Below are 26,098 nucleotides of genomic sequence, written 5' to 3'. Positions count from 1 at the left end.
TGGACAATAGCAAATCTACCCCTTTTCGGTAAGTGGTAAGATTTCCTAAGTAAGTGGTAGAAAAAGTAGCTCTATAATTTCTGTAGTGGGTAAAACCGCTGTAGGAATGAGCGAAATGCTTTTGGATTTCGGAACTTTGACAATTTTAAAACTAGAATCCTCATCGCTTTGAATATCAAAAAGGAGAGGACTGATTTAGTCCTCTCCAGATTATAACTTTTCACCAACCCACTACAGTTGACAAAGAGCCACTTTTCATGTAGCTAATAACTTATTGAATAACTTCAAAAACAGAAACCGTCAGATTTTCAACATAGAAAGGCTTCTTATGACGGCTATTGCCCACTATGAGACGCAGCTTATCTGCATTAGGCAGATAATAGGGCAGGCCGCTGGCATTAAAAATAACTTGGTAATGCTTGTCATCCTTAATCTCAAAAATAATTAAGCCACTGCCCTGCTCTGCTGATTGAACAAAGACATGCTTATAAATATCTTCATAGGTCTGATAAGAAAAGGCCTTGCAGCTTGTCTTGAGGCGAATGATGTCCTTGATAAAATCAATGCTCTCCCGATGGTCCTGCAATAGATTCCAATTCACCTGATTGACTGCATCTGGCGCATTGTAGCTGTTCATAGCCCTTTCGCGATCACTGTGAAGAACTTGACCGTCTTCTCCAGTCGCCACTAGCTTGGTACGAGAAAATTCCTGTCCAACCTCCATGAAAGCCATGCCTTGCATGAGCAGGTTCATGGCCGTTGCCAGCTCAATCCGCTTAGTGCGAGTCAGAACATCATCGTCAGGATGCAGCTCCGCAAGCAAATCATGCAGGTTGAAATTATCGTGTGCCTCCACGTAGTTAAGGACTTGATCAGGACTGAGATAGCTGCCTAGCTCACTGCTGCCAAGGATAGCCTTAGCGACGATATCCTCCGTCGCCTGACCACTGACAAAACCAGCCTTGATGCCGCCGTAAACTTCTGCTCCTTTGACCGCATCCCGCTCTGTATCATTGAAAAATCCAATCCGTGGAAGCTGGTAGGCATTGTCTTTCTTGGCCTTGTCTTCTGGCATCAGGCCCGTTCCCATATCCCAACCTTCTCCATAGAGCAGGATTCTCGGATCCACCTTATCCATAGCTTGACGGATGGCATTCATCGTTTCCACATCATGAATGCCCATCAGGTCAAAGCGGAAGCCATCCACATTGAACTCCTCTACCCAGTACAGCAGAGAGTCAATCATAAACTTGCGGAACATCTCGTGCTCGCTAGCTGTCTCACTCCCCACACCAGTTCCGTTTTGGAAAGAGCCGTTAGGATTCATCCGATAGTAATAATCCGGTATCGTAGCTTGGAAAGCAGAATCATAGGTTGAGTAGATGTGATTGTAAACAACATCCAGTGTCACAGAAATCCCCGCATCATGGTAGGCCTGAATCATTGTTTTCAAATCGCGAATGGCCTGCGCTGGGTCGGCAGGATTGCTGGAAAAGCTAGTCTCCGGAGCATGATAGTTCTGCGGGTCATAGCCCCAGTTGTAGATTAGCTCTCCATTTTCATCGTAGTTCTTGTGACGGTCAGAGACAGGCTGAAGTTGGACAACATTAACGCCTAAATCGCTGATATAGTCAAAGCCTGTTTTTTGCCCTAGATGATTGGTAGTGCCTGTTTGACAGGCCCCCAGGAAAGTCCCGCGCAGCTGACTGTCCACGCCTGAAGTCTCCGATTTGGTCAAATCCCGAATATGCATCTCATAAATCACTGCCTGATTTGGATTGTCCAAACGCCAGAGAGCTTCTTTGCCCTGCCGAACTTGAAAACCAGCTACTTCTGTCTCATCTGCTCCAAGAATCGCTGAGCGCTTGCCATCTGGACTGGTCGCAACAGTATAGGGATCACGAGTATAGAAATTGCGGTATTCAAAGCTAACATGATAGTGATAAGTTTTGCCGGTCAAGTCTTCAGCTATTTCAGCTGACCAGACACCAATGGTATTTTCCTTATGGTCGTGAGAATATCGTTCTCCTTTTTGCATTGGGAAGATTTTATAAACAGGAGCTTGATTGTCAGCTGATTCATACACTACCAGCTCTACCTTCCTAGCTGTCGGTGCCCAAACTTTAAAAGTATGTGCACCGTCCGTCTGACGATGTCCCAACCAGCCTTGATAGCCCCAGCATTCATCAAAGTAGTCTGTTCTCAGGGCCATATCAAAGTTATGCGGCCGCCGGCGTGAATACTGGTGACTGGTCGTTGCAGACTGCAGGGAATAATAAACCTGAGCATCTCCCTCAATCAACCAAATCTCCGTCACCAGATGAGGAGGCAACAAATCAATATGATAGTCACAGGACTGGCTAGACCAGTCTGAACGTTTGATAATCACATGAGCGTGATTTAAGGGCTCCCAAGTCTCAAATGATAATTCTCCCTGAATACCAAAATAATCAAGTTTGGAAAAGGCTGCTTCCTTTCCCCATTGGTTTATTTGCCACTGCCACATATCATAGGAGAAATAATCTCCAGTAGGATTGTGGTAATGGACTAAGACTTTATAGTCTAGCATGTTCTTTCATCTCTCATCTATAATTATTCTATTGAAAGGGCCGTCTGACTGATTTCATCAATATTGGCAAAAAATTCCAAATGTCCGTGCAGCACTTCCAGTTCAACAGGCGTATCACCGCCGTATTCTCCATCCAAATTCAGCATAAATGGACCTTTTTTGTCTAAAATTTCTAGCTGCAGCTTGCTTGTTTTGAGGTATTCTACATTGATGTCCCCTACGTGTTGACCACCATTGATAGCCTGCATCATCAGGCTCAGCATATCAAAGAGATTGGCTGTCTTGACCAAAATCAAGGTAAAATTCCCGTCGTCTAATTTAGTATCTGGCGCTAGCTTTTCAAAACCACCAATAGAGTTGGTCAGAGCCGCAAACATCAGCGAAATCTTCCCTTCAAAGACACCGTGATCGTGCTTGATACGGACCTTGCGGAACTTAGAGCGAGGGAGCTTTTTTGCTCCTTCTGCGACATAGGCAAAGTAGCCTAGGCGGGATTTGACCTCGCTAGGTACGCTATAAGTCAGCTCTGTTAAGGTTCCAGCTGCTGCAATATTGATAAAATACTTGTTCCCATAGGCCCGGCCAATATCCATCTTTATGGTCTGGTTCTTTTCAATAATGCGGGCTGCCGCTACCGGATCTCCCATGGGAATCTTCAGAGCACGCGCATAATCGTTGGTTGTGCCAGTTGGAATAAAGGCCAGTTTAGGCCGTTCATCCAGATTCGCCACGCCATTAACTACCTCATTGATGGTACCGTCGCCGCCTGCCGCAATAATCAAATCAAATCCTGCTTTTGCTGCTCTTTCAGCTTCTTTTTGAGCAGAAAGAGGCGCTGGAGTGGTCTGGTAGGCGCTGGTTTCATAGCCCACATCCTCCAAAACATCCAGAACTTCCGCTATATTTTTCTTAATAATTTCCTGTCCCGAAGTCGGGTTATAAATCAATCGTGCTCGTTTAATCTTATCCTTCATACTTCAGCCTCATAAGCTATCAAGCCAATCTTCATCCCGAATTTCAATTCCCAACTCCTGAGCCTTGGCCAGCTTGCTACCGGCATCTGCGCCAGCTACTACCAGATCCGTTTTTTTAGAAACAGATCCGGAAACATTGGCACCCAGACTCTGCAATTTTTCCTTGGCTTGATTGCGGGTCAATTTTTGTAATTTACCAGTCAAGACAACCGTCATACCTGATAGGGCTGCATCTGCTGCTGCCTTTTGCCCCAGATAGTCCAGATTTACACCTGCTTCTTGCAGCTCCGCCAAAAGAATCTGAGAGCCTTCCTGCTCAAAATAGGTATGCAGGCTTTGGGCAATCACAGTTCCAAGGCTGTCAATAGCCGCAATCTCTTCTTGGCTGGCCTGAGATAGCTTAGGAATATCATGGAATTTCTCCAGCAAAATCCGACTGGCCTTGCTTCCCACATGGCGAATCCCCAAGCCGAACAAGAGACGTTCAGCCGAGTTTTCCTTGGAAGCTTGAATAGCAGTATACAATTTATTTGCTGATTTTTCCTTAAAGTTCTCTAGTTCTAGTAAATTTTCCACCGTCAGCCGATAGATTCCAGCCACATCCTTGACTAGATTTTGAGCAAAGAGCTTCTCTACTACTGCTGGACCAAGACCAGTAATGTTCATGGCATCCCGGCTGGCAAAGTGAATCAAGCCCTCCTTAATCTGGGCTGGACAGAGCGGGTTAATGCAGCGAAGAGCGACTTCATCTTCAAAGTGCACTAGCTCACTCTCGCAGCTTGGACAATGGCTTGGCACTTCCAAAGCCTCTTCTGACACCCGCTTGGACTCGACCACTCGCAAGACAGCTGGAATAATATCTCCTGCTTTATAGACGATAACTGTGTCTTTCTGACGAATATCCTTCTCGGCAATGTAGTCCACATTGTGCAAGGTCGCTCGGCTAACTGTCGTTCCCGCTAGCTGGACAGGCGTCAGATTAGCTGTCGGAGTCACAACTCCCGTCCGACCCACTGTCCAGTCAACAGATAGAAGCTGGGCTTCCTTTTCCTCAGCTGGAAACTTATAGGCGATAGCCCACTTGGGTGCCTTGACAGTAAAGCCAAGCTCCTCTTGCACCGCCAAGTCATTAACCTTGATGACAATACCGTCAATTTCATAAGGCAGGCTATCCCGCTCCTCAGCGATCTTTTCGATAAACTCCCAAACTGATTCAATAGAGTCCGCCAGAATATGAGTAGGATTGACTGAGAAGTCCAAATCTGCCAGCTTGTTTAAGACCTCTTCTTGGCTGCCAACCTGAGTAGGACTGGCTTCTTGGTATAGGAAAGTCGCTAGATTGCGCTTAGCCACAACTGCTGTATCCAACTGCCGCAAGGTTCCTGCTGCCGCATTGCGGGGATTGGCAAACTCAGGCTCACCATTCTCCTGCCGCAGCTGATTGACCGCATCAAAGGAAGCCTTGGGCATGTAGCACTCTCCGCGAACCGTAATGTCTAGCGGTTCTTTCAAGGTCAGGGGAATATCCTTGACCCGCTTGAGATTTTCAGTGATATTTTCACCAACAGAGCCATCCCCCCGAGTCGCTCCTGCTACCAAGATTCCCTTTTCATAGGTCAGGGAAATAGAGAGCCCGTCAATCTTGAGCTCACAAAGATAAGAGACTTGTGGAAACTCCTTACGAACTCGCTGGTCAAAGGCTATTAATTCTTCACGTGAAAAAGCATCCTGCAAACTAAAGAGAGGATACTGGTGTGGATATTTTTCAAATCCTTCTAAAATCTTCCCTCCCACCCGATGCGTCGGACTGTCAGGCAGGATATCGGTTGGGTACTTTTCTTCTAACTCCGCTAACTCACGATAGAGTCTGTCATACTCGCTATCCGATACACTTGGCCTGTCTGCCGTATAATACTCATGGGCATATCGGTTGAGCAATTCTACTAATTCTGACATTCTTTCTTTCATACTTCTATTTTATCACAAATACACAAAATCTTCCTCTATTTGTTCCGAATTCTTCCTAAAAAAGAAAGGGATACAAAAAGAGCGGAAATTCCGCTCTCTGCTGTCTTATTTTGTCAAATCAATACTTTTTGCAATCTGGTTAATAAGAATAGCTCCAACAATCAAGGAAGCAAATTCTCCAATGGCCGTTGTAAACCAAGTCAGGAAGAATGGCAGGCCTTGCAAGAAATGTAATTCTGCAGCAATGGTCACCATCGAAATAGAAAAGAATACTGCAAAATAGAAATGATCCAAACGAATCAAGCCTTTAATCAGATATTGATTCTTATAGCGACTGAAAAGGTAGACACCTAGTGACAGGAAGACTAAAGTGGACCCACCACCGACAAAGACATCAATGATTCCAAAACTATAGAGATTGGCAATCATACAGCCAATGGTCACACCCATGATATATTTCCGATTATAAAAGGCCATAAAGTTCATCATTTCAGAAATTCTGAACTGGTATGCACCATAGCTAATGGCATTTAAAGGCGGAGTAATCGTAAGAGCTACATAAATGGCAGCAACAATGGCAATCTGAGCCAAATCACGAACTCTCAGTTTTTCTTGTTTCATGTTTTCTCCTTTAGCGGCTTTACCGCGTGTAATATGCTTGACGAAAGAAGCTAAGCGCCAAGGGTTGCGTCATATGAGAGGAGCATCATTAGATGATTCCCCACAGATTTGGCAACCCAACTAGTATAGCATAAATCCTAGAAATATGATAGACTATCTTTATGAAAACTTTAATCAAAAAATTCTTTGACAATGAGGTTCTGTCCTATCTCTTCTTTGGTGCGGCAGCAACACTTGTTTATATGACTACTCGTCTCCTTATTTTCGCTCTTACGGGACAAACATTATTTGCCACCATTACTGCTAATATCACAGCAGTTCTTTTTGCCTTTATCACAAATGATACCATTGTCTTTAAGCAGCAACGCAAAGGTTGGCAAAAGCGACTTTTTAAATTTGCTCTGGCGCGTTCTGGCACTCTTTTGCTAGACATCGTTCTTGCAAAATTATTAGTGGATACTTATCCTAATATTATCGGGCAATTTGTCAATAATGACCGCAATCTTATCAACTCTATTGAGTCACTTTTTTCTCAAGTACTTATTATTGTTCTCAACTATGTTTTCAGTAAAGTCTTTATCTTTGAAAACAAGAAAAACTAATTGACTATGATACTTCAACCTTAAAATATCAAATCTGGACCAGATAATTCTGATCCAGATTTTTTTATTCTCAGATTTCCAAGCTTGGGTTATCAAGAGTCAGATGAGTGATTTCACCTTTGACACCAAAATAGTCCTCAATCAGAGTCTGGAGTTCTGTCATGGCTGCTTGAGCACGCACTGCCTGCTCTTCATTGATGGCCTCAATGACCAAGATGGCATCCTTGGTCTCTTCCGTCAGCATGGTTCGCTGGGCTTCTCGCCAGTTAAGACAGCGGCAGACAGCCCCCTCTTCATCATAGTAGATGATTTCTTCTGGCAGTGCCGGTGCGTCACTCTCGGCGCCTAGCGGGAAAAAGGCTTCCCAACCCTTGGCTTTTCCTAGATGAAGACCTCCGACAATCTTATCCAAATCCTCACCGCCACATGGAACCGCATAAGACAGCGAGACACTGTTGTAGATATCGACCAAAGGATTGATTGGATGAAATTCACGCCCCTGACTAACCCGCTTGAGCAGAGCTTCGATAGAGGAACGCGCTCCTTTCTTGGTCTTGAATTGGCTGAAAGCCTGCCGCCACTCCTGAATGACTTCATTCTGAGTGAAGTTCTCATCTGGGATAAAGTCTTCAGCTCGTTTTGCTCCCTTATCCAGCAGGGATTTGAAATATGGATCCTTACTTTCATCCACACTATTATCCAGCCCCTTGACCACTAAAATACTAATCTGAGCTTCCGGAAATACTTGCCAAAATTCATGTTCAACTGTAACTTTCATGATGCACCTCTTTAATCTTAATAGTTTCTTTTTTGTCCTTTTTTGACGGCTTCCCAGTCACCTGTGATGTTTGCACGCACTCGTACCAGCATTTTCTCCAAGGCTTGAACTTCCGCCTGAGAAAAGCCCTGCAGGGATGCCTCTTCAGAATAGGCATTCTCAGCTAGGATAAAAGGATAGAGTTTTTCCCCTTTTTCCGTCACAAACCATTCCTTGTTCTTCTTGTTGTCTTTGGCTGCCTTCTGCTGGACCAAGCCCTTGGCCTCTAGCTTCTTAACAGATCGGGCAACCGTTGAGCGATCCACCTTGAGCAGCTCCGACAGCTCCTCTTGGATAATTCCCGGATTCTCCGCGATTCGGACCAGATAAAGATATTGACCTCGTGCTAGCTCTATGTCACGGAACTCAATATTAGCAATGGAATCCAAAGCTCGGGCGATAATCCCAATTTCCCGCAATACTGACATATCCCCTCCTTTGATTTTTATTTGAAACTATTATAACACATTTTGTTGCAAATGCAATAAAATTAACCGAAAAGAAAAAGAAGAAAATCCTCTTTAAATTTGGCAAAAATATCTTTTTCTAGTTTTCTTCCTTATAGTATTTTTGTAATTCTTCCGCTGAATTAATGACATGTTCCTGCCCATCTAATGAATATTTAGCTGGGATAGTCACATTCTCAAATACATTCGTTCCAGGCGGAAAGAAGAGTTCGGTTACGTTTTTTACTAACTCAACATCGGTTTCTCTATTTAAGAAAGCAATACAAGCATCTTTTTCATGCATAATCTTATATACTTGGGGATATTTACTTGATAGAAGTGAATTCTCAAATTGTTTTTCTGAATAGGATCTTTCCAGAGACATCCATGTTATATGAAGTCCAACACCTTTTTTTTCATACGTTCAGCAAAATTAGTGGCGGTTGTAAAACCATTAGGAAGATCTCTATATGGATTAATTCCCTTATCTGAAACAATTCTCCCTTCATCTAGATTAATACAATATGCCTTTTCTTTATCAGTTGACTTCTGTCTTAAATAGATTACTGCATAATACTTTTGAGTGTTTGAGTCCGCTATAATATTCGAATCTATTTTTAACGGAATCAAATCAGGGTCATAGTTACGAACCATCTCAAAAACATCAAATTCTCTCTTTTTTAATTTTTTATTCTGGAATTTGTAGACTGCCAACTTCCAATATTCCCCTTTTTGAGGAATATTTCGATTAAATTCATCTTTATTCAATAGATTGGGATTAGCTTTGAGCTTCATGTAACTATTGACGAAATATCCGGAGTCAAACTCTCTTATAACATCATAATCAGGATCTACTATATATGATTTTGCTTTTTTCATATTTTCCTGTTCTTCAGAATTTACAACGTTCCAGTTATAAGCAATAGCCTTATCGTTTTCAAGAAAGCTATAAACAGGTTCATACTCTGGAACATAATATGTAAACTGCCCATACTCTTCTTGGAACTTCTTTGCCTCTTCCTTGCTCCATATAAAATACATTGCAGCTCCTAAAAGCAAGAGCAAAGCGAACACAATACTCTTCCATTTAGTTATTTTTTTACTTTTCATACTTATTTATCCTTTTCCACTCTAAAACAACATCAGTCCTCTTCCCCATCCTACTCTTTCTTCTTGAAAGTAAAGCGACCTGTGCTTTCAATTTGAAACCCTGACTCACAGCAGCTCTGGATACTGGCATTAAGCACTGCGCCAACAATCAAAATTTTAGCAATCATGATAAACCAAAACATCATCACAACCATAATGATGGAGCTGAAAAAGCGAACATCAACCAGGTGATTTAAATAATTATCCATGTAGACAGAAAAGATATTCAGCAAAGCCAGAATGGTCAGGAGCACAAAGGCACTGCCCGGCAGAACATAGCGTTTTTTGTTGATTTTCACATTGGGCAGGAAAAAATAGAACATAACCAAAACCGCAAAGAGTAAGGCGTAAATCAGAGGCTCGGTAAAATTCTGCAAGTGCTGATAGAGCTGGCTATCCAGCTTCCAATAGGTACGGAGAAAATCAAGCGACATATGACCAAACATGGTCAGAAAGAGGGCCAAGGCAAAGAGAATCTGCAGACCTAGACTCACAAATAGGCTCATGACGCGATGAGAAATCAGACCCCGGCTCTTAGCCACCCCATAAGCTTTATTAAATGCAATCTGCAGGAAATTCATGGACTTGGAAAAAGTCCAAAGAGCTGACAAGACTGAGAAGCTCAGCAGACCAGTCGAAGGCTGGGTCAGCACTTCACGCATGACTTTTGCCACAACATCATATAAAGTCTCTGGCAGCATGTCCTTGATGGCTGTCAGAAAATCCGCCACCGGAATGTGAAAATAGGGCAAAATATTCACCACAATCAAGAGCAAGGGAAAAACAGAAATCAGCCAATAATAAGCAACTGCAACGCTGCTCAGCTCACTATCTGCCTCTTTATAAAAACGGAAAAATTCTCTTAAAAACTGATTTCTGCGAATCTTGGCAAAAAATTTCTTCACTCTCTTCTCCTTCAAAAAAAGCTGAGACAAGTGCCCAGCCTTTGATTTCTAATAAGTCCCTTCTTCTCCCTGGCTGGTCAGAATGACAGGTCCATCTTTTGTAATGACAAACTGATGCTCATACTGACAGGACAGGCCGCCATCCAGCGTTTTATGTGCCCAGCCGGTCTCAAAGTCCGTATCAATTTCCCAGGTACCTGTATTGATCATGGGCTCGATAGTCAGAACCATTCCCTCACGCAAGCGCAAGCCGCGTCCTGCTCGACCGTAATGCGGCACCATAGGCTCCTCATGCATGGTTGGGCCAACACCGTGCCCTACCAAATCCCGCACAACGCCATAGCCATGACTTTCAGCATATTCCTGAATAGCTGCACCGATGTCGCCGATACGATTGCCGACCTTAGCTGCCGCAATTCCACGGTAGAGGCATTCCTTGGTCACATCCATCAGCTGCTGAGCCTCTGGGCTAATCTTCCCTACTGCATAGGTCCAGCAAGAATCTGCCACACCGCCCCGGAAGCTCTCTGTGTGCTGCTTCATCTCTGCTACATTGTCAAAATCTAGCTTGGACACATCCAGCTCTGCCTTATCGACCAAGCCAACCACCATATCAACGCTGATGACATCACCTTCTACCAGCTTCTGATGACGGGGAAAGGCATGGGCTACCTCGTCATTAAGAGAGCAGCAGGTCGCATAAGGATAGTCCATGACAGAGCCTTCAACACCAATTTGCAGAGGCAGGGCATTGTCTTCTTTACAACGCTTGCGGACATACTCTTCGATGTCCCACATGTCAATGCCTGGCTTAATCAAGTCTCTCAAACCAATATGGACAGAAGCCAGAAAATCTCCACTCTTGTCCATCAAGTCAATTTCACGCTGTGATTTTAAAGTAATCATTCTTTCTCTAAATTCCTCTTCTTAATTAATTTTCACTGTAATCGTGGCTTTGGCAACCAGCATCGCTTCCAAATACATCTCAAAGTCAATAATGGCTGTCCGCCTAGTCTGACGGATAATACGCGGCTGGATATGCAGCAGATCATCAATCTGGACCGCCTGAAAGAAATAAATCATCAGCTGGTCGATTATCAGGCTGCGGCCACTGTTGACCATGAGCTGCTGGGTAATCCGAGTCAAAATTTCTGTCAGCACACCGTTGGCCAGCACACCATTTTGCTCCAGCATAAATGGCTCAACAGTAAAGGAAAACAAATCATCCTGACGGCTAATCTTCTGTCCCACTTGCTCACTGAAAGTCGGCAGGCTAGAAATCTGAGAACGGCTCATTTTCTCCATAATGTCCCGCCGCGTGATTACACCTAGTAAGGTCTGGTTGCTGCGCACTACTGGTATCATTTCAAAATCTTCTGCAATCATGCGCTGGCTGATATTGGCAATATTAGCAGATAAGCCTGTCATAAAGACATTTTTCGTCATGACCTTATCCAAGGTTGTCAGAGGAGACTTATCCCCTGCATCCCGCATGGTTACTACTCCCACCAGCATCTGCTGCTGGTTGATAACCGGAAACCGGCTGGCACGATTGCGACGAACCAAGTCCAGATAATCACGCACAGTATCAGTATCATGCAAGAAGCCGTACTCGTGGCTGGAGCGATAGACCTGCTCCACTGTTAAAATATCGGTCTTGATCTGCATATTGGACAGGGCACGATTAATCATGGTTGCGACTGTGTAGGTATCGTGCTTGGTCCTGAGAACCGGTATATTAAGCAAATTAGCCATCTTCAGAACTTCCGAGCTGACTTCAAATCCTCCGGTTACCAACACCGCATTCTCGTTTTCCAGAGCCAAGAGCTGAATTTTCGTCCGGTCTCCAACAATCAGGAGACCACCCTCTGTCAGATAGCGCAGGATATTCTGCTCCGTCATGGCCCCGATGGAAAACTTATTAAATTCTTTTTCTAGACCATCTTCTCCAGCCAATACTTCTGAGCCAGTAATATCAACAATTTCCTTGTAGGTCAGATGCTCCAAGACAACTTTCTTGGACTTAACCCGAACCGTACCACTCCGAGGCCTGGTCTCAACAATACCGCGGTTCTCCGCTTCCTTGATAGCTCGATAGGCCGTCCCATCACTAACTCCCAGATAGTTTGAAATACTGCGAACACTGACCCTCTTGCCGATTGGAAGATTTTCAAGATAGGTTAAAATTTCCTGATGCTTACTCATTAAAATCTCCTCTCTCATAACGGTACTCCAGATAATCTCTCATCTTCCTGGTGTACCGATCGCTCCCTTTAAACTGCCGGTAGAGGCTAAAGCCAGATTTTTGAGCTACCTTTTGACTAGCTAGGTTCTCTGCATGAGTGATAATGCTGAGACGCTTGAAGTCAAAGCGGGTAAAAGATAGAAAAGCAATCTCTCGGACAATTTCTGTCATCAGCCCTCGTCCCCAGTAGTCTTGCCGCAGAAAATAACCTAACTCAGCTTCTTTCTTGATCTCGTCCATCTTTTCAAACTTGACAGAGCCAATCATTTCCTGCGTTTCCTTGTGACAAATAGCCCAAATCCCCAGAGGATTTTTCATAAAGAAATTGGCAATGACGTATTCACTTTCCTCTAGGCTTGCTTCTGTCGGAAAGATGAACTGAGTATTTTCCGGATTGGACGCAATCTTATATAGGGCCCCTGCATCTTCAAAGACAATGGGTCGCAAAAAAGCATGCTCCGTCTCAATAAATGAACAGGCCGCCAAATGTGTCCATAAATTCATCTGCTACCTCTACAAAAAATAAGCGAAAAACGCTTATTCTTCTATCAACTGGATATCTGCACCCAGACTTGTTAATTTTTCAATAATATTAGAATAGCCACGCAGGATAAACTCGATATTAGTAATCTCTGTCTTTCCTTGAGCCATCAAACCTGCAATAACCAAGGCAGCTCCTGCTCGTAAATCGGTCGCCTTGACCTGAGCTCCCTGCAGTTGATTTGGTCCCTCATAGACAATCTGATCGCTACTGGTCGAAATCTTACCTGCCATCTTAGCCAGCTCCGCCACATGGTTAACCCTCTTCTCATAGATGGTGTCCGTAATCTTACCATGGCCATTAGCCGTCAGCAAGAGCGGAGTAATCGGCTGTTGTAGGTCAGTTGCAAAGCCTGGATAAGGGGAAGTCTTGATGTTTATAGCTCGCAGGTTTTGCTGCTCTTCGACAAAAATACTGTCTTCAGAAACCGTCATCCGAACACCCATTTCCTCAAGCTTGGCAATAAAACTCTCCAAATGCTCATAAAGGACATTATTAATCTGAATTCCCTGACCAATAGCTGCAGCAAGGGCGATATAAGTCCCTGCCTCGATACGGTCTGGAATTACTTGATGACGCGTTCCATGAAGGTGTGGAACCCCCTCAATCGTGATAATATCAGTACCTGCTCCACGGATGTGCGCTCCCATATTATTCAAGAGAGTTGCCACATCAATGATTTCTGGCTCCCGCGCTGCATTTTCAATAATAGTCCGACCTTTGGCCTTGACAGCAGCTAACATCGTATTGATGGTAGCACCCACGCTGACCGTATCCATATAAATGCTAGCGCCTTTCAGCTGCTGACCTCCTGTGGATAGGTTCATGTAGTTGCCGTCCATGGTCATCTTAGCCCCCATGGCTTCAAAAGCCTTGAGATGCAAGTCAATAGGACGCGGCCCCAAGTCACAGCCACCAGGCAGACCTACTGTTGCTTCACCATAGCGACCAAGCAAGCTGCCATAGAAATAATAAGAAGCCCTTAGACTGTTGATTTTCCCATAAGGCATAGGGACGTTTTGGATACCACGCGGATCAATCGTCAGACTGTCCTCAGAGCGAGTAACACTAGCCCCCATGGCAATCATGATATCAATCAGACTATCCACGTCCGAAATATCCGGAACGCCATCCAACGTTACAATATCATCTGCCAGAATCACAGCCGGAATCAAGGCAACAACACTGTTTTTAGCACCATTAATAGTCACCTCTCCTTTTAAGGGGCGACCACCATGTATTACAATTTTTTTCATGTTTAAAATAAAGCTCTTTCAAGGTATTGCCATTTATTATACCACAGATTCGGGAAATTTCCTATACTTTTAGATAAATAAGACAATTGAAATTAAAATGAAACAGGGAAAATGACTTTTTCAATAATTTTTCAGAAAAATCCAGTATTGCTAAGAATGAGAGAAGCGCAAGGCTAGACTGCTTGCCTTGTAAAAGCCACCTATATAAAAAAGCTCTCAACCATTACGATTGAGAACTGTCATCTTACTGCACTGCTGCTTTCAATGCCTCTACCTTATCCAACTTTTCCCAAGGCAGGTCAATGTCTGTCCTACCCATGTGGCCATAAGCCGCTGTCTGACGGTAGATTGGTCGTTTCAGATCCAACATTTGAATGATACCGGCCGGACGCAGGTCAAAAATCTGACGAACCGCTTCCTGCAGCTTGCTTTCTGCAACAGTACCTGTTCCAAAAGTATCGATGCGTACAGAAACCGGTTGAGCCACACCAATAGCATAGGCTAACTGCACTTCTACTTTCTTGGCCAGTCCAGCAGCTACGATGTTTTTAGCGATGTAGCGAGCTGCGTATGAAGCTGAGCGGTCGACCTTGGTTGCATCCTTACCAGAGAAGGCACCGCCACCGTGACGAGCATAACCGCCGTAAGTATCCACAATAATCTTACGTCCAGTCAAGCCAGAGTCACCTTGCGGGCCGCCAATTACAAAGCGACCTGTTGGATTGATGAAGAATTTCGTCTTCTCATCCAGATACTGAGCTGGGATAACTGCTTTAATTACCTTTTCAATAACGTCATGATGAATCTCTTCATTGGTCACTTCTGGATCATGCTGAGTCGAAATAACAACTGTATCCACCCGCACTGGTTGGTCAGTTTCATCATACTCAACAGTCACCTGTGACTTAGCATCTGGACGCAGGTAGGCAATATCTCCTGATTTGCGCAACTCTGCCAATCGACGGACTAGCTTGTGACTGAGCGAGATAGGAAGCGGCATGAGCTCTGGCGTTTCATCCACAGCAAAGCCAAACATAAGCCCCTGATCTCCAGCACCGATCAAGTCCAATGGATCTTGGTCCGCATTCCCACGAACTTCCAAAGCTTCATTGACACCCTGAGCAATATCTGGCGACTGCTCCACCAAAGATGGATGCACACCGACTGTCTCAGCTGAAAATCCATACTCTGTATTGGTGTAGCCAATGTCTGCAATGGTATCTCGAACCACACGGTTAATGTCTACATAAGCTGTGGTCGAAATTTCACCAAAAACATGAACCGAGCCCGTATAAACGGCTGTTTCAGCAGCCACATGAGCATCTGGATCCTGACTCATGACAGCATCCAAAATAGCATCGGAAATTTGGTCTGCAATCTTATCAGGATGCCCCTCCGATACAGACTCAGACGTGAAAAGTTTACGTTCTGACATAGAAATGTCCCCCCTTAAAAAATATTAAACAAATGAACAAACTCCAAAATGATGAAAATCTTGTCACCTACGAGTTACGACGCGAAAGAAATAAAAACGATATCTTTTTATTTCTGAGCTAGTGAGGCGCATAGGCTGTCCGCACCATAGCGGCAACCGTAGAATGACGAGTGACTTTGGAGCCGTCATTGTTTGCGAGTTACAAAGTACTGATAGAAGTTTCCTACCACCTTATCGGGACTATATAACTTTCTCATTATACCACTTTTCGCTAAAAAATTCAGAATTTTTTTAATAGAAAAAGCTATAGCCGAAAACTATAACATTATTCTTTGGATTTACTTGGATTGAATAGGCCACTAAACTCACATATTCAAAGTACACTAAACCAAATCCGTCTGAGCAATGGCCTTCTTGACATCATCCAGCGGCAGATGAACTAATTCCACCTCTTTCTCCTTGTAGAGATACTGAGCATAGTCATCTATGCGATATTGGTTGATGTAGACTACCCGTTTGCAGCCGACCTGAAGCAGTTGCTTGGTACAGTTGAGGCAGGGAAAATGGGTCACATAAGCCGTAAATCCCTTAGGAACTCCCCGCTCGGCTCCTTGCAAGATGGCATTAACCTCAGCATGCAAGGTCCGAACGCAGTGACCGTCAATAACCAAACACTCATGGTCAATACAGTGCTCAGTTCCTGAAACTGAGCCATTGTAACCAGTTGAAATAACCTTATTATCCTTAACCAAGACAGCGCCAACCTTGGCCCGCTTGCAGGTTGAACGATTAGCGATTAAGAGAGCCTGAGCCGCAAAATACTGATCCCAAGCCAAACGATTCTCTGACATGATTTCTCCATTCTACTGATTTTTTATTTACATAAATGTCTGTTTTTTTCTATTATATCGTAAATCCCTATTTTTAACTAGCTTTATCATGAAAGCTGTCTTATAAGCAACAAGCCTTTATCTATACTATAAGTGGCATGGCAGGCTATTTCTCTCTTCATACTTTTCATTAAGAGTTATCAAAAAAGAACCAAGGAAATCCTCAGTTCTTATTTTAATTATTTACCAAGCTTAGCTTTAGCTGCATCTGCAAGAGCTGTGAAAGCTGCTGCATCGTTAACAGCCAAGTCAGCCAACATTTTACGGTTAACTTCAATCTCAGCCAATTTCAAACCATGCATCAATTGTGAGTATGAAAGGCCGTTCAAACGAGCTGCCGCATTGATACGAGTGATCCAAAGTTTGCGGAAGTCACGTTTTTTCTGACGGCGGTCACGGTATGCATAGTAGTAAGAGTTCATTACTTGCTCTTTTGCAGTACGGAACAAGATATGTTTTGCTCCATAGTAACCTTTAGCTAATTTTAAAATACGTTTACGGCGTTTGCGTGATACAACGCCACCTTTAACACGTGCCATTTATATTTCCTCCAATATTTCCTAGATAATTGTTACAGTAGCTCTTATTTCAGACCTGTAAGCATTGCTTTGATACGCTTGAAGTCTCCTGCATGCACCATTCCTGCTTTGCGAAGATGACGGCGTTGTTTCTTAGTCTTTCCGTGGAAACGGTGAGAAGTGTAAGCACGGAAACGTTTCAAGCCACCAGAACCTGTACGTTTGAAACGTTTAGCTGATGCGCGGTGTGTTTTTTGTTTTGGCATAATGTTTTCTCCTTTTTCTATCTTTCTGACAATCTATTTTTTGTCAGGAATTGGCGCCATCTGCATGAACATCTGACGTCCATCCATCTTAGGCTTTTGCTCAATGATAGCAACATCTTGAGTCGCTTCAGCAAAATCTGCTAAAACTTTAGCCCCGATTTCTTTGTGGGTAATCATCCGGCCTTTGAAGCGGATAGATACCTTTATTTTATTTCCTTTTTCAAGGAACTTGCGTGCGTTGCGAAGTTTAGTGTCAAAGTCTCCCTTGTCGATGGTTGGACTCAGACGGACTTCCTTCACAGTAACAACACTTTGTTTCTTGCGTTGTTCTTTTTGTTTTTTCTGGTACTCAAATTTGAACTTGCCATAGTCCATAATTTTTGCAACAGGTGGTTTAGCTTGTGGCTGAATCAGGACCAAATCGACATTTGCTTCATCCGCAAGAGACTGCGCTTCGCTTAGCGGTTTAATACCTAATTGTTCGCCGTCAAGACCGATCAAGCGAACTTCACGCACACGAATTTCATCATTGATGAATAAGTCTTGTTTTGCTATGGTTTTCACCTCTTTTTTTATTTTTAGAGAAAAACAAGTGCGGACCTGCTAACGCAAACCCGCACTACACGATAATATTTCATTACTGAAACTGAATCCTGTAGAGCCAGACAACGTTAGTCGCAAGGCGAGAAGCTCTCACTTCTGCTTTTCTCAACTCTACTATCATACCAAGTTTCATTTTATTTGTCAATTATTTTTTTCGCTTTTTCTTCGATAAATGCAACAACTTCAGAAATACCAACACCCGTGGTATCAAAATGAATGGCATCGTCTGCAGGTCTCAATGGCGAAACCTCGCGGTGACTATCCTTATAATCCCGCTCTGCAATTTCTTCTTTCAGTTTCTCCAAGTCAGCAGGAATACCTTTAGATAGATTTTCCTTGTAACGGCGCTCAGCTCTTTCCTCAACCGAAGCTACCAGATAAATCTTGAGCTCAGCCTGAGGCAAGACAACCGTTCCAATATCACGGCCATCCATGACAATCCCTCCCTGAGCTGCAATTTGCTGCTGCAAGGCCACCAGTTTCTCACGGACTTGAGGAATGGCAGATACCCAAGAAACATTATTGGTAACTTCATTTTCCCGAATCGGGTGAGTCACATCCACGTCGCCGACAAAGACTAGCTGCTCGCCATCTTCCGCTCGACCAAAACTGACCGAATGATTATTGAGCAAGTCTACAATTTCAGTGGCATCTGCTTCTGTTAGATGATGCCGCAAAGCCAGATAGGTTGCAGCCCGGTACATGGCTCCTGTATCTAAATAAGTATAGCCAAAGTCCTTAGCAATAATCTTGGCAACAGTCGATTTTCCACTGGAAGCAGGACCGTCAATCGCAATTTGAATCTGTTTCATAGCTGGCTCCTACTCAATCTTCACAACGTCACCTGGATTGGCATACCAAGAACCAGTAGACATATGAGAAGGGTTAAGCTGTTCCAGCTTGGCAATGGAAATACCTGCACGCGCCGCAATTGCAGCCTCGCCTTCACCAGGCTGGACAGTCAGAGTTCCTTCAGATGATTCTGTCGTATTTGCCGCTGTCTGCTCTGCAGTAGAAGACGCTTCACTGCTGGAACTTGCTGCTGAAGTGCCGTAGAAACCTTCCATTTGGGTCTGTCTATTACTTCCCCCAGTAGACAGATAGGTCAAGAAGCACACCACCGCAACCACTAAAATACAGAAAATAATGGTTAATATGGTCAACAAACGATCAGCATTCAAGGCGCTAAATTTCTTGGTTCGTTTCAACTTATCTTCTCCGTTATCGTATACATCTTCTTCCCATGGTTCTTTTTCCATGACTTCCTCCTTGAGTTTTTCTTAAAATCTTATTACAATATGGGTATGAAAGTAACACTCATTCCCGAACGGTGCATTGCCTGCGGGCTTTGTCAAACCTACTCAGATCTTTTTGACTATCATGACAATGGCATCGTCAAATTTTACCAGGACGACCAGCTCCTAGAAAAGGAAATCGCTGAGGATCCCGATGTCGTGGAAGCCATCAAAAACTGCCCAACCCGAGCTCTTTTGAAAGACTAGGATTTTTTGGACTGACTGCCATAGTATGCTTCAAAATAGTCAATATGGGTAAAATTATCTACTAATTCTACCTCACCCTTAAAATGCTCATTAAGGGCCAGAGCATTGACAAAATATTTCTTAGGCCACTTGCGCATACAAAAACTCCGGCTGCGGTTCTGCCCTTTAAAATATAAGGTAATTGACGTCTTAGTCACTTCGACTTTTTCAATATCTGAAATCTTGACCTTTATCGGAGTAAAGGGATTGGCTGTGATAATTCGCAAGGTTCCATCATCATAAATGGTAAAATAACGATGAACTCCCATTCCCAGCAAAACCATGAACAAGAAGAAAGAAAACAGAACAAGAGTCGGCACTCGTGAGCTTTCATACATCAAAGCCAGGCCAACAAAAATCGGAATGACCGATAAAGACCAATATATTATCAGGATAGCTACATCTGGCTGCCAGTGATAGCGAACCTTACCGAAAATCTTTATCATGCTCACACCCCCATACTACTAGTTTAGCATAAATTAAGAAAAAATAGAACAGGTAGACTTGCCTATTCTATTTTTTATTTATGATTTTGCTGTCTTAAAGAAGCTATCAGACAAGTAACCCTTTCCTCTGACCATATCATACTCAATCAGTTTCAAATCATCTGCTATTTCTTGAGCTTCTTCGTCCAATTCCTTTTTATCGACACTTGCTTTATGCAATACTTCTGTTAATAAAGCATAGTAAGGTGATACTTTGGAATTGGTCTGCTCCAGTAAGAGAGCGGAGAAATCACTAGAATTGACTCTTGGATAATCGAGTTTAGGAGTTTCATAATTACTCCAAACGAAATAATCTGTCAGATATTGGCTTTCTGGATTTTCTTTAAAGGCTGACTGAGGATAGAGACCAGGCAAATGGTCACCGTAAAAGACGACTGTTACTTTTTTATCTACCTTTGAAAGCTTCTCCAAAAACTCCTTGGTCGCCTGATCTGTATGGTAAAGCATTCTGACATAGCTGGAAAGAGATTCGTTCCCTTCCTTGCTAAAATCAGGATAGCTGGCAGACATGTAGACAGGATTGGGCTCACTCCAAGGCATGTGGTTCTGCATGGTCATGACAGAGAAAAACTGTCCCTGCTTGCCATTCAAATGCTCCAAGACTTGATTATAAGTCGTTTTATCGCTGTAATTACCACCTATATTATCCCCCTTCAGGCCTTTGGTACCATAGTGAATAAAGGTATCAAATCCCAAATCCTGGTAAATGACATTTCTGGCATAATTGCTAGGGGAGGCCAGATGGATTACTGTCCGATTCTTAGATGAATAAGCATCGCTAATGGAAGGGAATCTATTCATCCTCGGGACAATTTCAGTATAGAGAACCGAAATAGATGGAGACAGATTATAAAAAGGCAAACCAGTCAGAGTTTGAAATTCCATGTTGGCCGTTCCCCCACCATAGCCGTCTGACTTCATAAGTCCACTGGTGGTGCGAGTTTTAACTTCCTGAATATAAGGAATTGGATTCTCAGACATAGTAACACCGTCAACCCGAGCAGGGTCAGAAAAACTTTCACTCAGGAGGTAAATGACCGTTTGATCTTCGATTTTATTCTGGCGTTCTTTGTTAATAGCTTCCGCAAGATTCTTATACTTTTTTTCTATCTCTTGAATCTTTTCCTTAGAATAGCCACGCGGCTCAATCATGGTTGTATCCGACATCTGTGAAAACCAGACAAAAGAAAGGGAGCGCAGCTGTGAATTGACAGTATTTCCCATCCAAGTCAGGTCATGGAAATTATTTAAGATCGAAATAACTGGGATATTCTCTACTATTTTGCCATTCTTTTTAGTAGCAAATATATCCATGACTCCCAAGAAAAAGACCAGGGGCAGGACTAGCAAGAGGAGCTGGTATTTAAGAACGGTAATGAGCTTGCCTGGCAAGATTTTCTTACGCAAATACCAATAAAGAGCGCCTAGAGCAGCTAGTCCCAAGATAGCATAAAATCCATAATTGCCTCCGAGAAAGTCAAAGAGGGTCTTGGGATTTCTCAGCCAGACCATATCACTAGGCAATATTGGCTCTTGGCGATACTGAAATTTCAGACTGCTGGCTATGGTAGCAACCACTACTAGCGCTGTTATCAGGATAGTTGGCAGGAGAAAATGATTGAAAATCAGGTAAAGAGCCATAAAAATCATGAAAAAAACGATGATTTGAAAGAGACTGGCTCCAGTGAAAAGATACTGATCCAAAACAATCACATCTCCTCGGATACTATTTTGGATTGTATAGTTAAAGACAAGGGCAAACACTGCACTCAACACAAAAGCAACAGAAACACTGGCTTTATTCTGAGCGAGATCACGCAATCCCTTAACAGCTAGCAAGCTGGGGAGAGAAAGCAGGATAAAGATTAGTGCGATAAGGCAGAGGAAAGTTAGCACAAAGTTCTGCGTTATATCCAACTTGCCTTCCTCAAGGAAATTCACTAAATAGCTTTGGTGATGCAGCAATTCCGGCATCTTATCGTCCATCAAAGCAAGAAATAGAAAGAATTGGGAGAGAAAAAGATTTTCCAGTACCTCTCTATTTTTCTTATTAACCTGCAAGAACTTACCTGGAAAGCGTTTTTTAAGCTTTGGAAAATGGATAAAAATATACGCAAATAAGAAAATCAAAAGCAAGCCAGGCAGGGAGTTAAACTGCCAAAAATGATTGCTGAAAACCCGTTCTGCTTTGAACTCAAAATCATTGACATGCTGCGTTACTGTCAGTAAGTAAGAAAATCCTGTATAGAGAGCGTAAATAATAGCTGACCATAGGAAGAATCTTTTGCTGAAGAACTGAGACAAAAGCTTGCCCAAGCCAAACAAAAGAGGGAGCAACATCAGAAAAGCCAGCCACAATGCAGGATAATTCCGTAAATCTTCGCCTTCCTTCAATAGTAAGACTGTTGTAACAGAGACTGTATCTAAAAGTAAAAAACTAATCAGCAGGTATGAGAACTGCTTATAGTGGTTGAGTAAAAATTTCATTTTTCTTTCTGGTAAATAGTTATATTCTCTAGTGAGATTTTTGTGAATTAAGAATCTCACTTTTTCTTTAAAAGATTGGACAAACGATTTCGAATCTTTTGAGATAAATTTTTCTGACTTAATTTTTCTTTTTGCTCGGTCAATTCTGCCCTCTTCCTCTGCCAGTCCAGTAAAGAGGGTAGAGAAGATAAGAGCATAATCTTGAAATCGTAATGACTGTCCCAAGCTAGATAAACTAATAAATGCTCTAAAACATCAGACAGCTCCTGATCAGAGGATGGCAAACTTTCTAAGCTCTTCATCTGGAACAAACTAGCCAAAGCAGAATTTTTGAACCATAAGAAGCCGCCATAGACTCTCGTCAGAGAAGAGGCGGTCATAAAGTCAAAAGACTTATGCAAACCAGCTTCCTGCCAGACAGCAGACAGACTTGGACGCGGCGGTTCTATCTCAAACAAGCCATCTCTGACTAGGCGCGGCAAATCTGGAATAACCAGCCCTTCAGCAGAATCCTGCTCCAACGCTTCTATACTTGCATCCGCATAATCCACCATCATATTTATCAAATCAGAGCGCATAGCTTGGTCAAAAACTGCCTGATTCTCCACCAATCGATGAGTAGATAGATGGCCGATATAAGCATAGTTTTGCAGAATTTCCTTCTGCTCTAGCATGGCAAGCCAGGCATGAGATTTCTGACTTAGGATAATCTGCACTTTATTGCCTAGATGACCCAGAGCTGTCTGCAGCTGTTTCAGCACTTCTGGCTGGTTTGTTGTCAATAAATACTGATACTGAGATGACAGAGAGAATAGCTTGTCCTGATACTGCTGAAAAATAGGAAAATCCGTTACATGAATATGCAGGAGGACAGGCTGAACTGTCCGGTAGTTCGAAGTTGCCTGAGACAAATACTTGTCCTGCAGCAAACAAGGAAGGTCTGGACCAAAATGATAGAACAGGTGTTCCCTAATAAGCGAAGCTGGATAGGATGAGTTGGTTTCAAGATCTTCCAGCAAATACCTAGCTAAAAAAGGATTACCCGTGAGAGCCTTCACCTTTAGAAAAGGAATCTTTGCTTCCAGAATCCTAAGAGGCTTATAGTATGAAAAATCTGGATGAACCAATTCTCCTGCTTCTTCCTGACGGGTATCAAGGAGAGCTTGATATTTGAATCCTGCCTCTACAAAACGTTTGGTAAACTGGGTCTCGTAATGTTCTATCACATCTTGAACGTCAGTAAAATCTTCTACCTGAGACCAAAATTCACGGAAAGACTTGTCTTTAAGAACTGACTGCTTAAAGGTGACAAAGTAGCTCTGCAGGTGTTCTTCAAAGTACCTGGTCTTGCGAAAATTAGTCATTCCCCAAAAATCGACTTGCGAATCCTCCTCAAAGCGCTGATAAATGGGCGCCAAATCCCATAGTGGACCAAAGCAAGTGTCGTTCATGAGAGTCAGAGAGTCTGAGTTCTGCAAAGTGTCAAAAACCAGTCGGTTCATACCGTCACGCCAGGCTGCAAAATCAAAGCCTCGGTTATCCCGCTCAAGCAAGTCAGCAATTCCCAAGTCTTCTCTCAGCCGGCATTTGTCCTCATCGGTCAAAGGACTATTTGAAATAAATATGATCTTAGAAAAAAGCGGCTTTAGCTGCTCCAATTGATAGAAGACATGACCGCTTATATGATTGCATTTATTGAAATGAACATAGAGTAATATTCGTTCCATGAAAATACCTTATTCTTTATGATTGAGAAATCTTCCAACTGCCATTACGCTGGATTAAGCCAGTGGCAGAATCCTTAGCAGAGACATCGTCATCCTTAATATCCTGGCGATTGACCAAGATAACTGGGTTGTTCTGAGAGTCTGCAAAGGCTAAAATCTGTTCTTCCTGATCCCGCACCGAAACCTGCAGTTTTAACTTAGCGTTATTTATCTGTGACACATGACACTTGTAAGTCAAGCGCTTCTGTCCAGGTCCTTCTGTCGGCTGATCCATGGAATTATCATTGTAAAGCCAGATAGTTCGATCGATATCTGTCAGAGAAAAGGAAACATAGGTCGGAAGGTCTTGATTTACCTGATAAGAAATTTCAAATTCAATTTCTTGTTCAGGTGAAATCTGAGGCGAATGCAAGAGCTTAACCTTCAAATCAGAAACTGCCGCATTCTCAACCTGGAATCCCTCGTTCATGGCTTTTGTTTCAGTCGCATTGTCCAGACTGTACTGGTTTGCCACATCATCTGGATTGCCGATAGCCTTGACCAAGCCATTTTCAATCAAGACGGCCTTATTACAATACTTTTTAACAGCTCCCATGTCATGGGTCACCAGAATGGTCGTCTTGCCTGACTCCTTGCGATCTTTGAAGTAATCATTACACTTACGCTGAAAGGCTTCGTCTCCAACAGCCAAGACCTCGTCCAAAATCAGAATATCACCCTGAGCCTTGATGGCCACAGAAAAAGCCAGACGCACCTGCATACCGCTGGAGTAGTTCTTAAGCTTTTGGTTCATAAACTCTCCTAGCTCAGCAAACTCCACGATATCATCGTACATGGCGTCTACTTCTTCTGTTGAGAATCCCAGCATGGCACCGTTCATATAGACATTTTCGCGGCCAGTTAGTTCTGGATTGAAACCTACACCCAGCTCAATAAAGGAAACCAACTTACCATCAATAGTTACCTTGCCCTTCTCCGGAATATAAATCTCAGAGATAATTTTCAGGAGGGTAGACTTACCAGAGCCATTGCGGCCGACAATACCGTAGAAGTCACCCTTTTCGACCTCAAAGGAAATATCTTTCAAAACATGCTGTTCTTTGTAGCCTTTGATCCCCTTAAAACGATTGACCAGACTGGTTCTCAAACTCTGAGTAGCCTCAGTAGGCAATCGAAAGAATTTACTTACATGGTCGACTTTTACTGCAATATTATTTGACATTATAAAATCTCCGCAAATCTCTTAGCATTTTTATTAAAGAAGAACAAACCTAGAGCCAATATCACAAAAGGAATCAAGTAAGGGATGAGGGCGATTAGTTTGTTATTCACAATATCCCAGCCTCTGACATTAACAGGAGCAACAATGAAATGGCGCATATCCTGCAGCATCTGGGCAATCGGATTGAGCATCATAATTTTAGCTACAAAAAGTTTTTTACCATCCAAAAGGAAGTTCAGAGAGTAGATAATCGGGCTGGCGTACATTCCTGCTTGAAGAGCCACTTCCCAAATCGGTCCAATATCCCGATACTTCACAAACAAGGAAGAAAGCATGAGGGCACAGCCCATTGCCAAGACCAATACTTCCAGAAAAAGAGGAATAATTACTAGCGTATGCAAGCCGAATTCCACCTGATTGATCAAGGCGAAAAGGAAAACAACGACTAGATTAATCAGAAAATTGATAGCTGCTCCAAGAACCGATGAAAAGACGATGGTATGTTTTGGAAAGTTCAATTTACGAAGCAAATCTCCCCGAGAAACGATGGAAAGCATGCCCATATTGGTGGCTTCAGTAAAGAAAGACCAGAAAACCATCCCCAGCAAAAGCCCTACTGTATAGTGGGGTGTCCCGTCATCAAAGCGCAAAAAGCGGACAAACACCAGATACATGATAGTAAACATCATCAATGGCTTCAAAATCGACCAGAGATAGCCGACCAAAGATCCTTGATAACGCAACTTAAAATCCGTCTTGATTAATTCTTTCAAAAGAATTCGATTTTTTTTACTAAAAAAATCCATGAAT

25 protein-coding genes, 1 pseudogene, 1 riboswitch and 1 other annotated feature are annotated in these 26,098 nt (G+C 43.0%); of the genes and pseudogenes, 2 read left to right on the top strand and 24 right to left on the bottom strand.

Annotation, left to right across the window (positions count from 1 at the left end; genetic code table 11):
• Nucleotides 1–271: 271 nt before the first annotated feature.
• The 4 genes from pulA to O3627_RS01650 form a co-directional block, all read right to left on the bottom strand.
• A complete protein-coding gene (gene pulA / locus O3627_RS01665; RefSeq protein WP_371621251.1) occupies nucleotides 272–2,569 on the bottom strand; it encodes a type I pullulanase in 2,298 nt (765 codons plus the stop codon).
• A 23-nt stretch (nucleotides 2,570–2,592) separates the two neighbouring features.
• On the bottom strand, nucleotides 2,593–3,543 hold the full coding sequence (locus tag O3627_RS01660; protein WP_002906169.1) for a diacylglycerol kinase family lipid kinase: 951 nt from the start codon (nucleotides 3,541–3,543) through the stop codon (nucleotides 2,593–2,595).
• 9 nt (nucleotides 3,544–3,552) lie between these two features.
• Complete coding sequence (ligA, locus tag O3627_RS01655) at nucleotides 3,553–5,511, bottom strand: NAD-dependent DNA ligase LigA (RefSeq protein ID WP_125351137.1); 1,959 nt, start codon at nucleotides 5,509–5,511, stop codon at nucleotides 3,553–3,555.
• A 105-nt stretch (nucleotides 5,512–5,616) separates the two neighbouring features.
• Nucleotides 5,617–6,132 (bottom strand): QueT transporter family protein, encoded by a 516-nt coding sequence (locus O3627_RS01650; protein WP_343091905.1) that lies wholly within the window; start codon nucleotides 6,130–6,132, stop codon nucleotides 5,617–5,619.
• Nucleotides 6,130–6,265: riboswitch (PreQ1 riboswitch) on the bottom strand. It overlaps the preceding gene by 3 nt.
• Nucleotides 6,266–6,293: 28 nt before the next feature.
• Here O3627_RS01650 and O3627_RS01645 point away from each other — a divergent pair.
• Nucleotides 6,294–6,734 carry a GtrA family protein gene (locus tag O3627_RS01645; protein WP_002917014.1) on the top strand — a complete coding sequence of 147 codons (441 nt, stop codon included), beginning with the start codon at nucleotides 6,294–6,296 and terminating at the stop codon, nucleotides 6,732–6,734.
• Nucleotides 6,735–6,804: 70 nt separating this feature from the next.
• Here O3627_RS01645 and O3627_RS01640 read toward each other — a convergent pair whose 3' ends face one another.
• From O3627_RS01640 to O3627_RS01570, 15 genes and pseudogenes are all read right to left on the bottom strand, one after another.
• Nucleotides 6,805–7,512: a phenylalanine--tRNA ligase beta subunit-related protein gene (locus O3627_RS01640; protein WP_343091906.1), complete on the bottom strand. Its 708-nt coding sequence runs from the start codon at nucleotides 7,510–7,512 to the stop codon at nucleotides 6,805–6,807.
• Nucleotides 7,513–7,529: 17 nt separating this feature from the next.
• Nucleotides 7,530–7,979 carry a MarR family transcriptional regulator gene (locus O3627_RS01635; RefSeq protein WP_343091907.1) on the bottom strand — a complete coding sequence of 150 codons (450 nt, stop codon included), beginning with the start codon at nucleotides 7,977–7,979 and terminating at the stop codon, nucleotides 7,530–7,532.
• A gap of 118 nt (nucleotides 7,980–8,097) precedes the next feature.
• Nucleotides 8,098–9,107, bottom strand: a pseudogene (locus O3627_RS01630) (hypothetical protein).
• A gap of 50 nt (nucleotides 9,108–9,157) precedes the next feature.
• Complete coding sequence (locus O3627_RS01625) at nucleotides 9,158–10,066, bottom strand: YihY/virulence factor BrkB family protein (protein ID WP_223313304.1); 909 nt, start codon at nucleotides 10,064–10,066, stop codon at nucleotides 9,158–9,160.
• A 33-nt stretch (nucleotides 10,067–10,099) separates the two neighbouring features.
• A complete protein-coding gene (locus tag O3627_RS01620; protein ID WP_111675599.1) occupies nucleotides 10,100–10,957 on the bottom strand; it encodes a methionyl aminopeptidase in 858 nt (285 codons plus the stop codon).
• Nucleotides 10,958–10,978: 21 nt separating this feature from the next.
• Nucleotides 10,979–12,256 (bottom strand): CBS-HotDog domain-containing transcription factor SpxR, encoded by a 1,278-nt coding sequence (gene spxR, locus O3627_RS01615; RefSeq protein WP_009659239.1) that lies wholly within the window; start codon nucleotides 12,254–12,256, stop codon nucleotides 10,979–10,981.
• Nucleotides 12,249–12,800, bottom strand: coding sequence for a GNAT family N-acetyltransferase (locus tag O3627_RS01610; protein WP_009659355.1), 552 nt, complete (start codon nucleotides 12,798–12,800; stop codon nucleotides 12,249–12,251). Before O3627_RS01610 ends, spxR begins: the two co-directional genes overlap by 8 nt.
• Nucleotides 12,801–12,833: 33 nt before the next feature.
• A complete protein-coding gene (locus O3627_RS01605; protein ID WP_002895048.1) occupies nucleotides 12,834–14,093 on the bottom strand; it encodes a UDP-N-acetylglucosamine 1-carboxyvinyltransferase in 1,260 nt (419 codons plus the stop codon).
• 244 nt (nucleotides 14,094–14,337) lie between these two features.
• The gene (gene metK / locus O3627_RS01600; RefSeq protein WP_343091908.1) at nucleotides 14,338–15,528 is read right to left on the bottom strand and encodes a methionine adenosyltransferase; all 1,191 of its coding nucleotides are present in this window, start codon (nucleotides 15,526–15,528) and stop codon (nucleotides 14,338–14,340) included.
• A gap of 383 nt (nucleotides 15,529–15,911) precedes the next feature.
• Nucleotides 15,912–16,379: a deaminase gene (locus O3627_RS01595; RefSeq protein WP_002895042.1), complete on the bottom strand. Its 468-nt coding sequence runs from the start codon at nucleotides 16,377–16,379 to the stop codon at nucleotides 15,912–15,914.
• 218 nt (nucleotides 16,380–16,597) lie between these two features.
• On the bottom strand, nucleotides 16,598–16,957 hold the full coding sequence (rplT, locus tag O3627_RS01590; RefSeq protein ID WP_000124830.1) for a 50S ribosomal protein L20: 360 nt from the start codon (nucleotides 16,955–16,957) through the stop codon (nucleotides 16,598–16,600).
• A gap of 44 nt (nucleotides 16,958–17,001) precedes the next feature.
• Nucleotides 17,002–17,202, bottom strand: coding sequence for a 50S ribosomal protein L35 (gene rpmI / locus O3627_RS01585; protein ID WP_002895038.1), 201 nt, complete (start codon nucleotides 17,200–17,202; stop codon nucleotides 17,002–17,004).
• A gap of 33 nt (nucleotides 17,203–17,235) precedes the next feature.
• Nucleotides 17,236–17,766 carry a translation initiation factor IF-3 gene (infC, locus tag O3627_RS01580; RefSeq protein ID WP_002895037.1) on the bottom strand — a complete coding sequence of 177 codons (531 nt, stop codon included), beginning with the start codon at nucleotides 17,764–17,766 and terminating at the stop codon, nucleotides 17,236–17,238.
• Nucleotides 17,767–17,782: 16 nt separating this feature from the next.
• Nucleotides 17,783–17,913: a sequence feature (ribosomal protein L20 leader region), on the bottom strand.
• A gap of 26 nt (nucleotides 17,914–17,939) precedes the next feature.
• The gene (cmk, locus tag O3627_RS01575; protein WP_125382474.1) at nucleotides 17,940–18,617 is read right to left on the bottom strand and encodes a (d)CMP kinase; all 678 of its coding nucleotides are present in this window, start codon (nucleotides 18,615–18,617) and stop codon (nucleotides 17,940–17,942) included.
• A gap of 9 nt (nucleotides 18,618–18,626) precedes the next feature.
• A complete protein-coding gene (locus tag O3627_RS01570) occupies nucleotides 18,627–19,064 on the bottom strand; it encodes an SAG1386/EF1546 family surface-associated protein (RefSeq protein ID WP_002895035.1) in 438 nt (145 codons plus the stop codon).
• A gap of 45 nt (nucleotides 19,065–19,109) precedes the next feature.
• On the opposite strand from O3627_RS01570, the gene O3627_RS01565 reads away from it, so the two are divergent.
• Nucleotides 19,110–19,307: a ferredoxin gene (locus tag O3627_RS01565; RefSeq protein ID WP_295345912.1), complete on the top strand. Its 198-nt coding sequence runs from the start codon at nucleotides 19,110–19,112 to the stop codon at nucleotides 19,305–19,307.
• Here the strand turns inward: O3627_RS01565 and O3627_RS01560 are convergent.
• The 5 genes from O3627_RS01560 to O3627_RS01540 form a co-directional block, all read right to left on the bottom strand.
• Nucleotides 19,304–19,792, bottom strand: a complete 489-nt coding sequence (locus O3627_RS01560; RefSeq protein ID WP_002900006.1) for an EbsA family protein — start codon at nucleotides 19,790–19,792, stop codon at nucleotides 19,304–19,306. The two genes, O3627_RS01565 and O3627_RS01560, sit on opposite strands and share 4 nt — an antisense overlap.
• Nucleotides 19,793–19,870: 78 nt before the next feature.
• Complete coding sequence (locus O3627_RS01555; protein ID WP_371621250.1) at nucleotides 19,871–22,339, bottom strand: LTA synthase family protein; 2,469 nt, start codon at nucleotides 22,337–22,339, stop codon at nucleotides 19,871–19,873.
• Nucleotides 22,340–22,395: 56 nt separating this feature from the next.
• Nucleotides 22,396–24,066, bottom strand: coding sequence for a rhamnan synthesis F family protein (locus tag O3627_RS01550; protein ID WP_371621249.1), 1,671 nt, complete (start codon nucleotides 24,064–24,066; stop codon nucleotides 22,396–22,398).
• Between the two features lie 16 nt (nucleotides 24,067–24,082).
• Complete coding sequence (locus O3627_RS01545) at nucleotides 24,083–25,288, bottom strand: ABC transporter ATP-binding protein (RefSeq protein ID WP_004190912.1); 1,206 nt, start codon at nucleotides 25,286–25,288, stop codon at nucleotides 24,083–24,085.
• Complete coding sequence (locus O3627_RS01540) at nucleotides 25,288–26,094, bottom strand: ABC transporter permease (protein WP_002897250.1); 807 nt, start codon at nucleotides 26,092–26,094, stop codon at nucleotides 25,288–25,290. The genes O3627_RS01545 and O3627_RS01540 overlap by 1 nt, the downstream gene beginning before the upstream one ends.
• Nucleotides 26,095–26,098 lie beyond the last annotated feature (4 nt).

The sequence above is a fragment of the Streptococcus sp. 27098_8_82 genome (assembly GCF_041431615.1).
Taxonomy (GTDB): domain Bacteria; phylum Bacillota; class Bacilli; order Lactobacillales; family Streptococcaceae; genus Streptococcus; species Streptococcus sanguinis_K.
The sequence above is the reverse complement of the archived record's forward strand: the minus strand, read 5'-3'. Positions and strand labels throughout refer to the sequence as shown.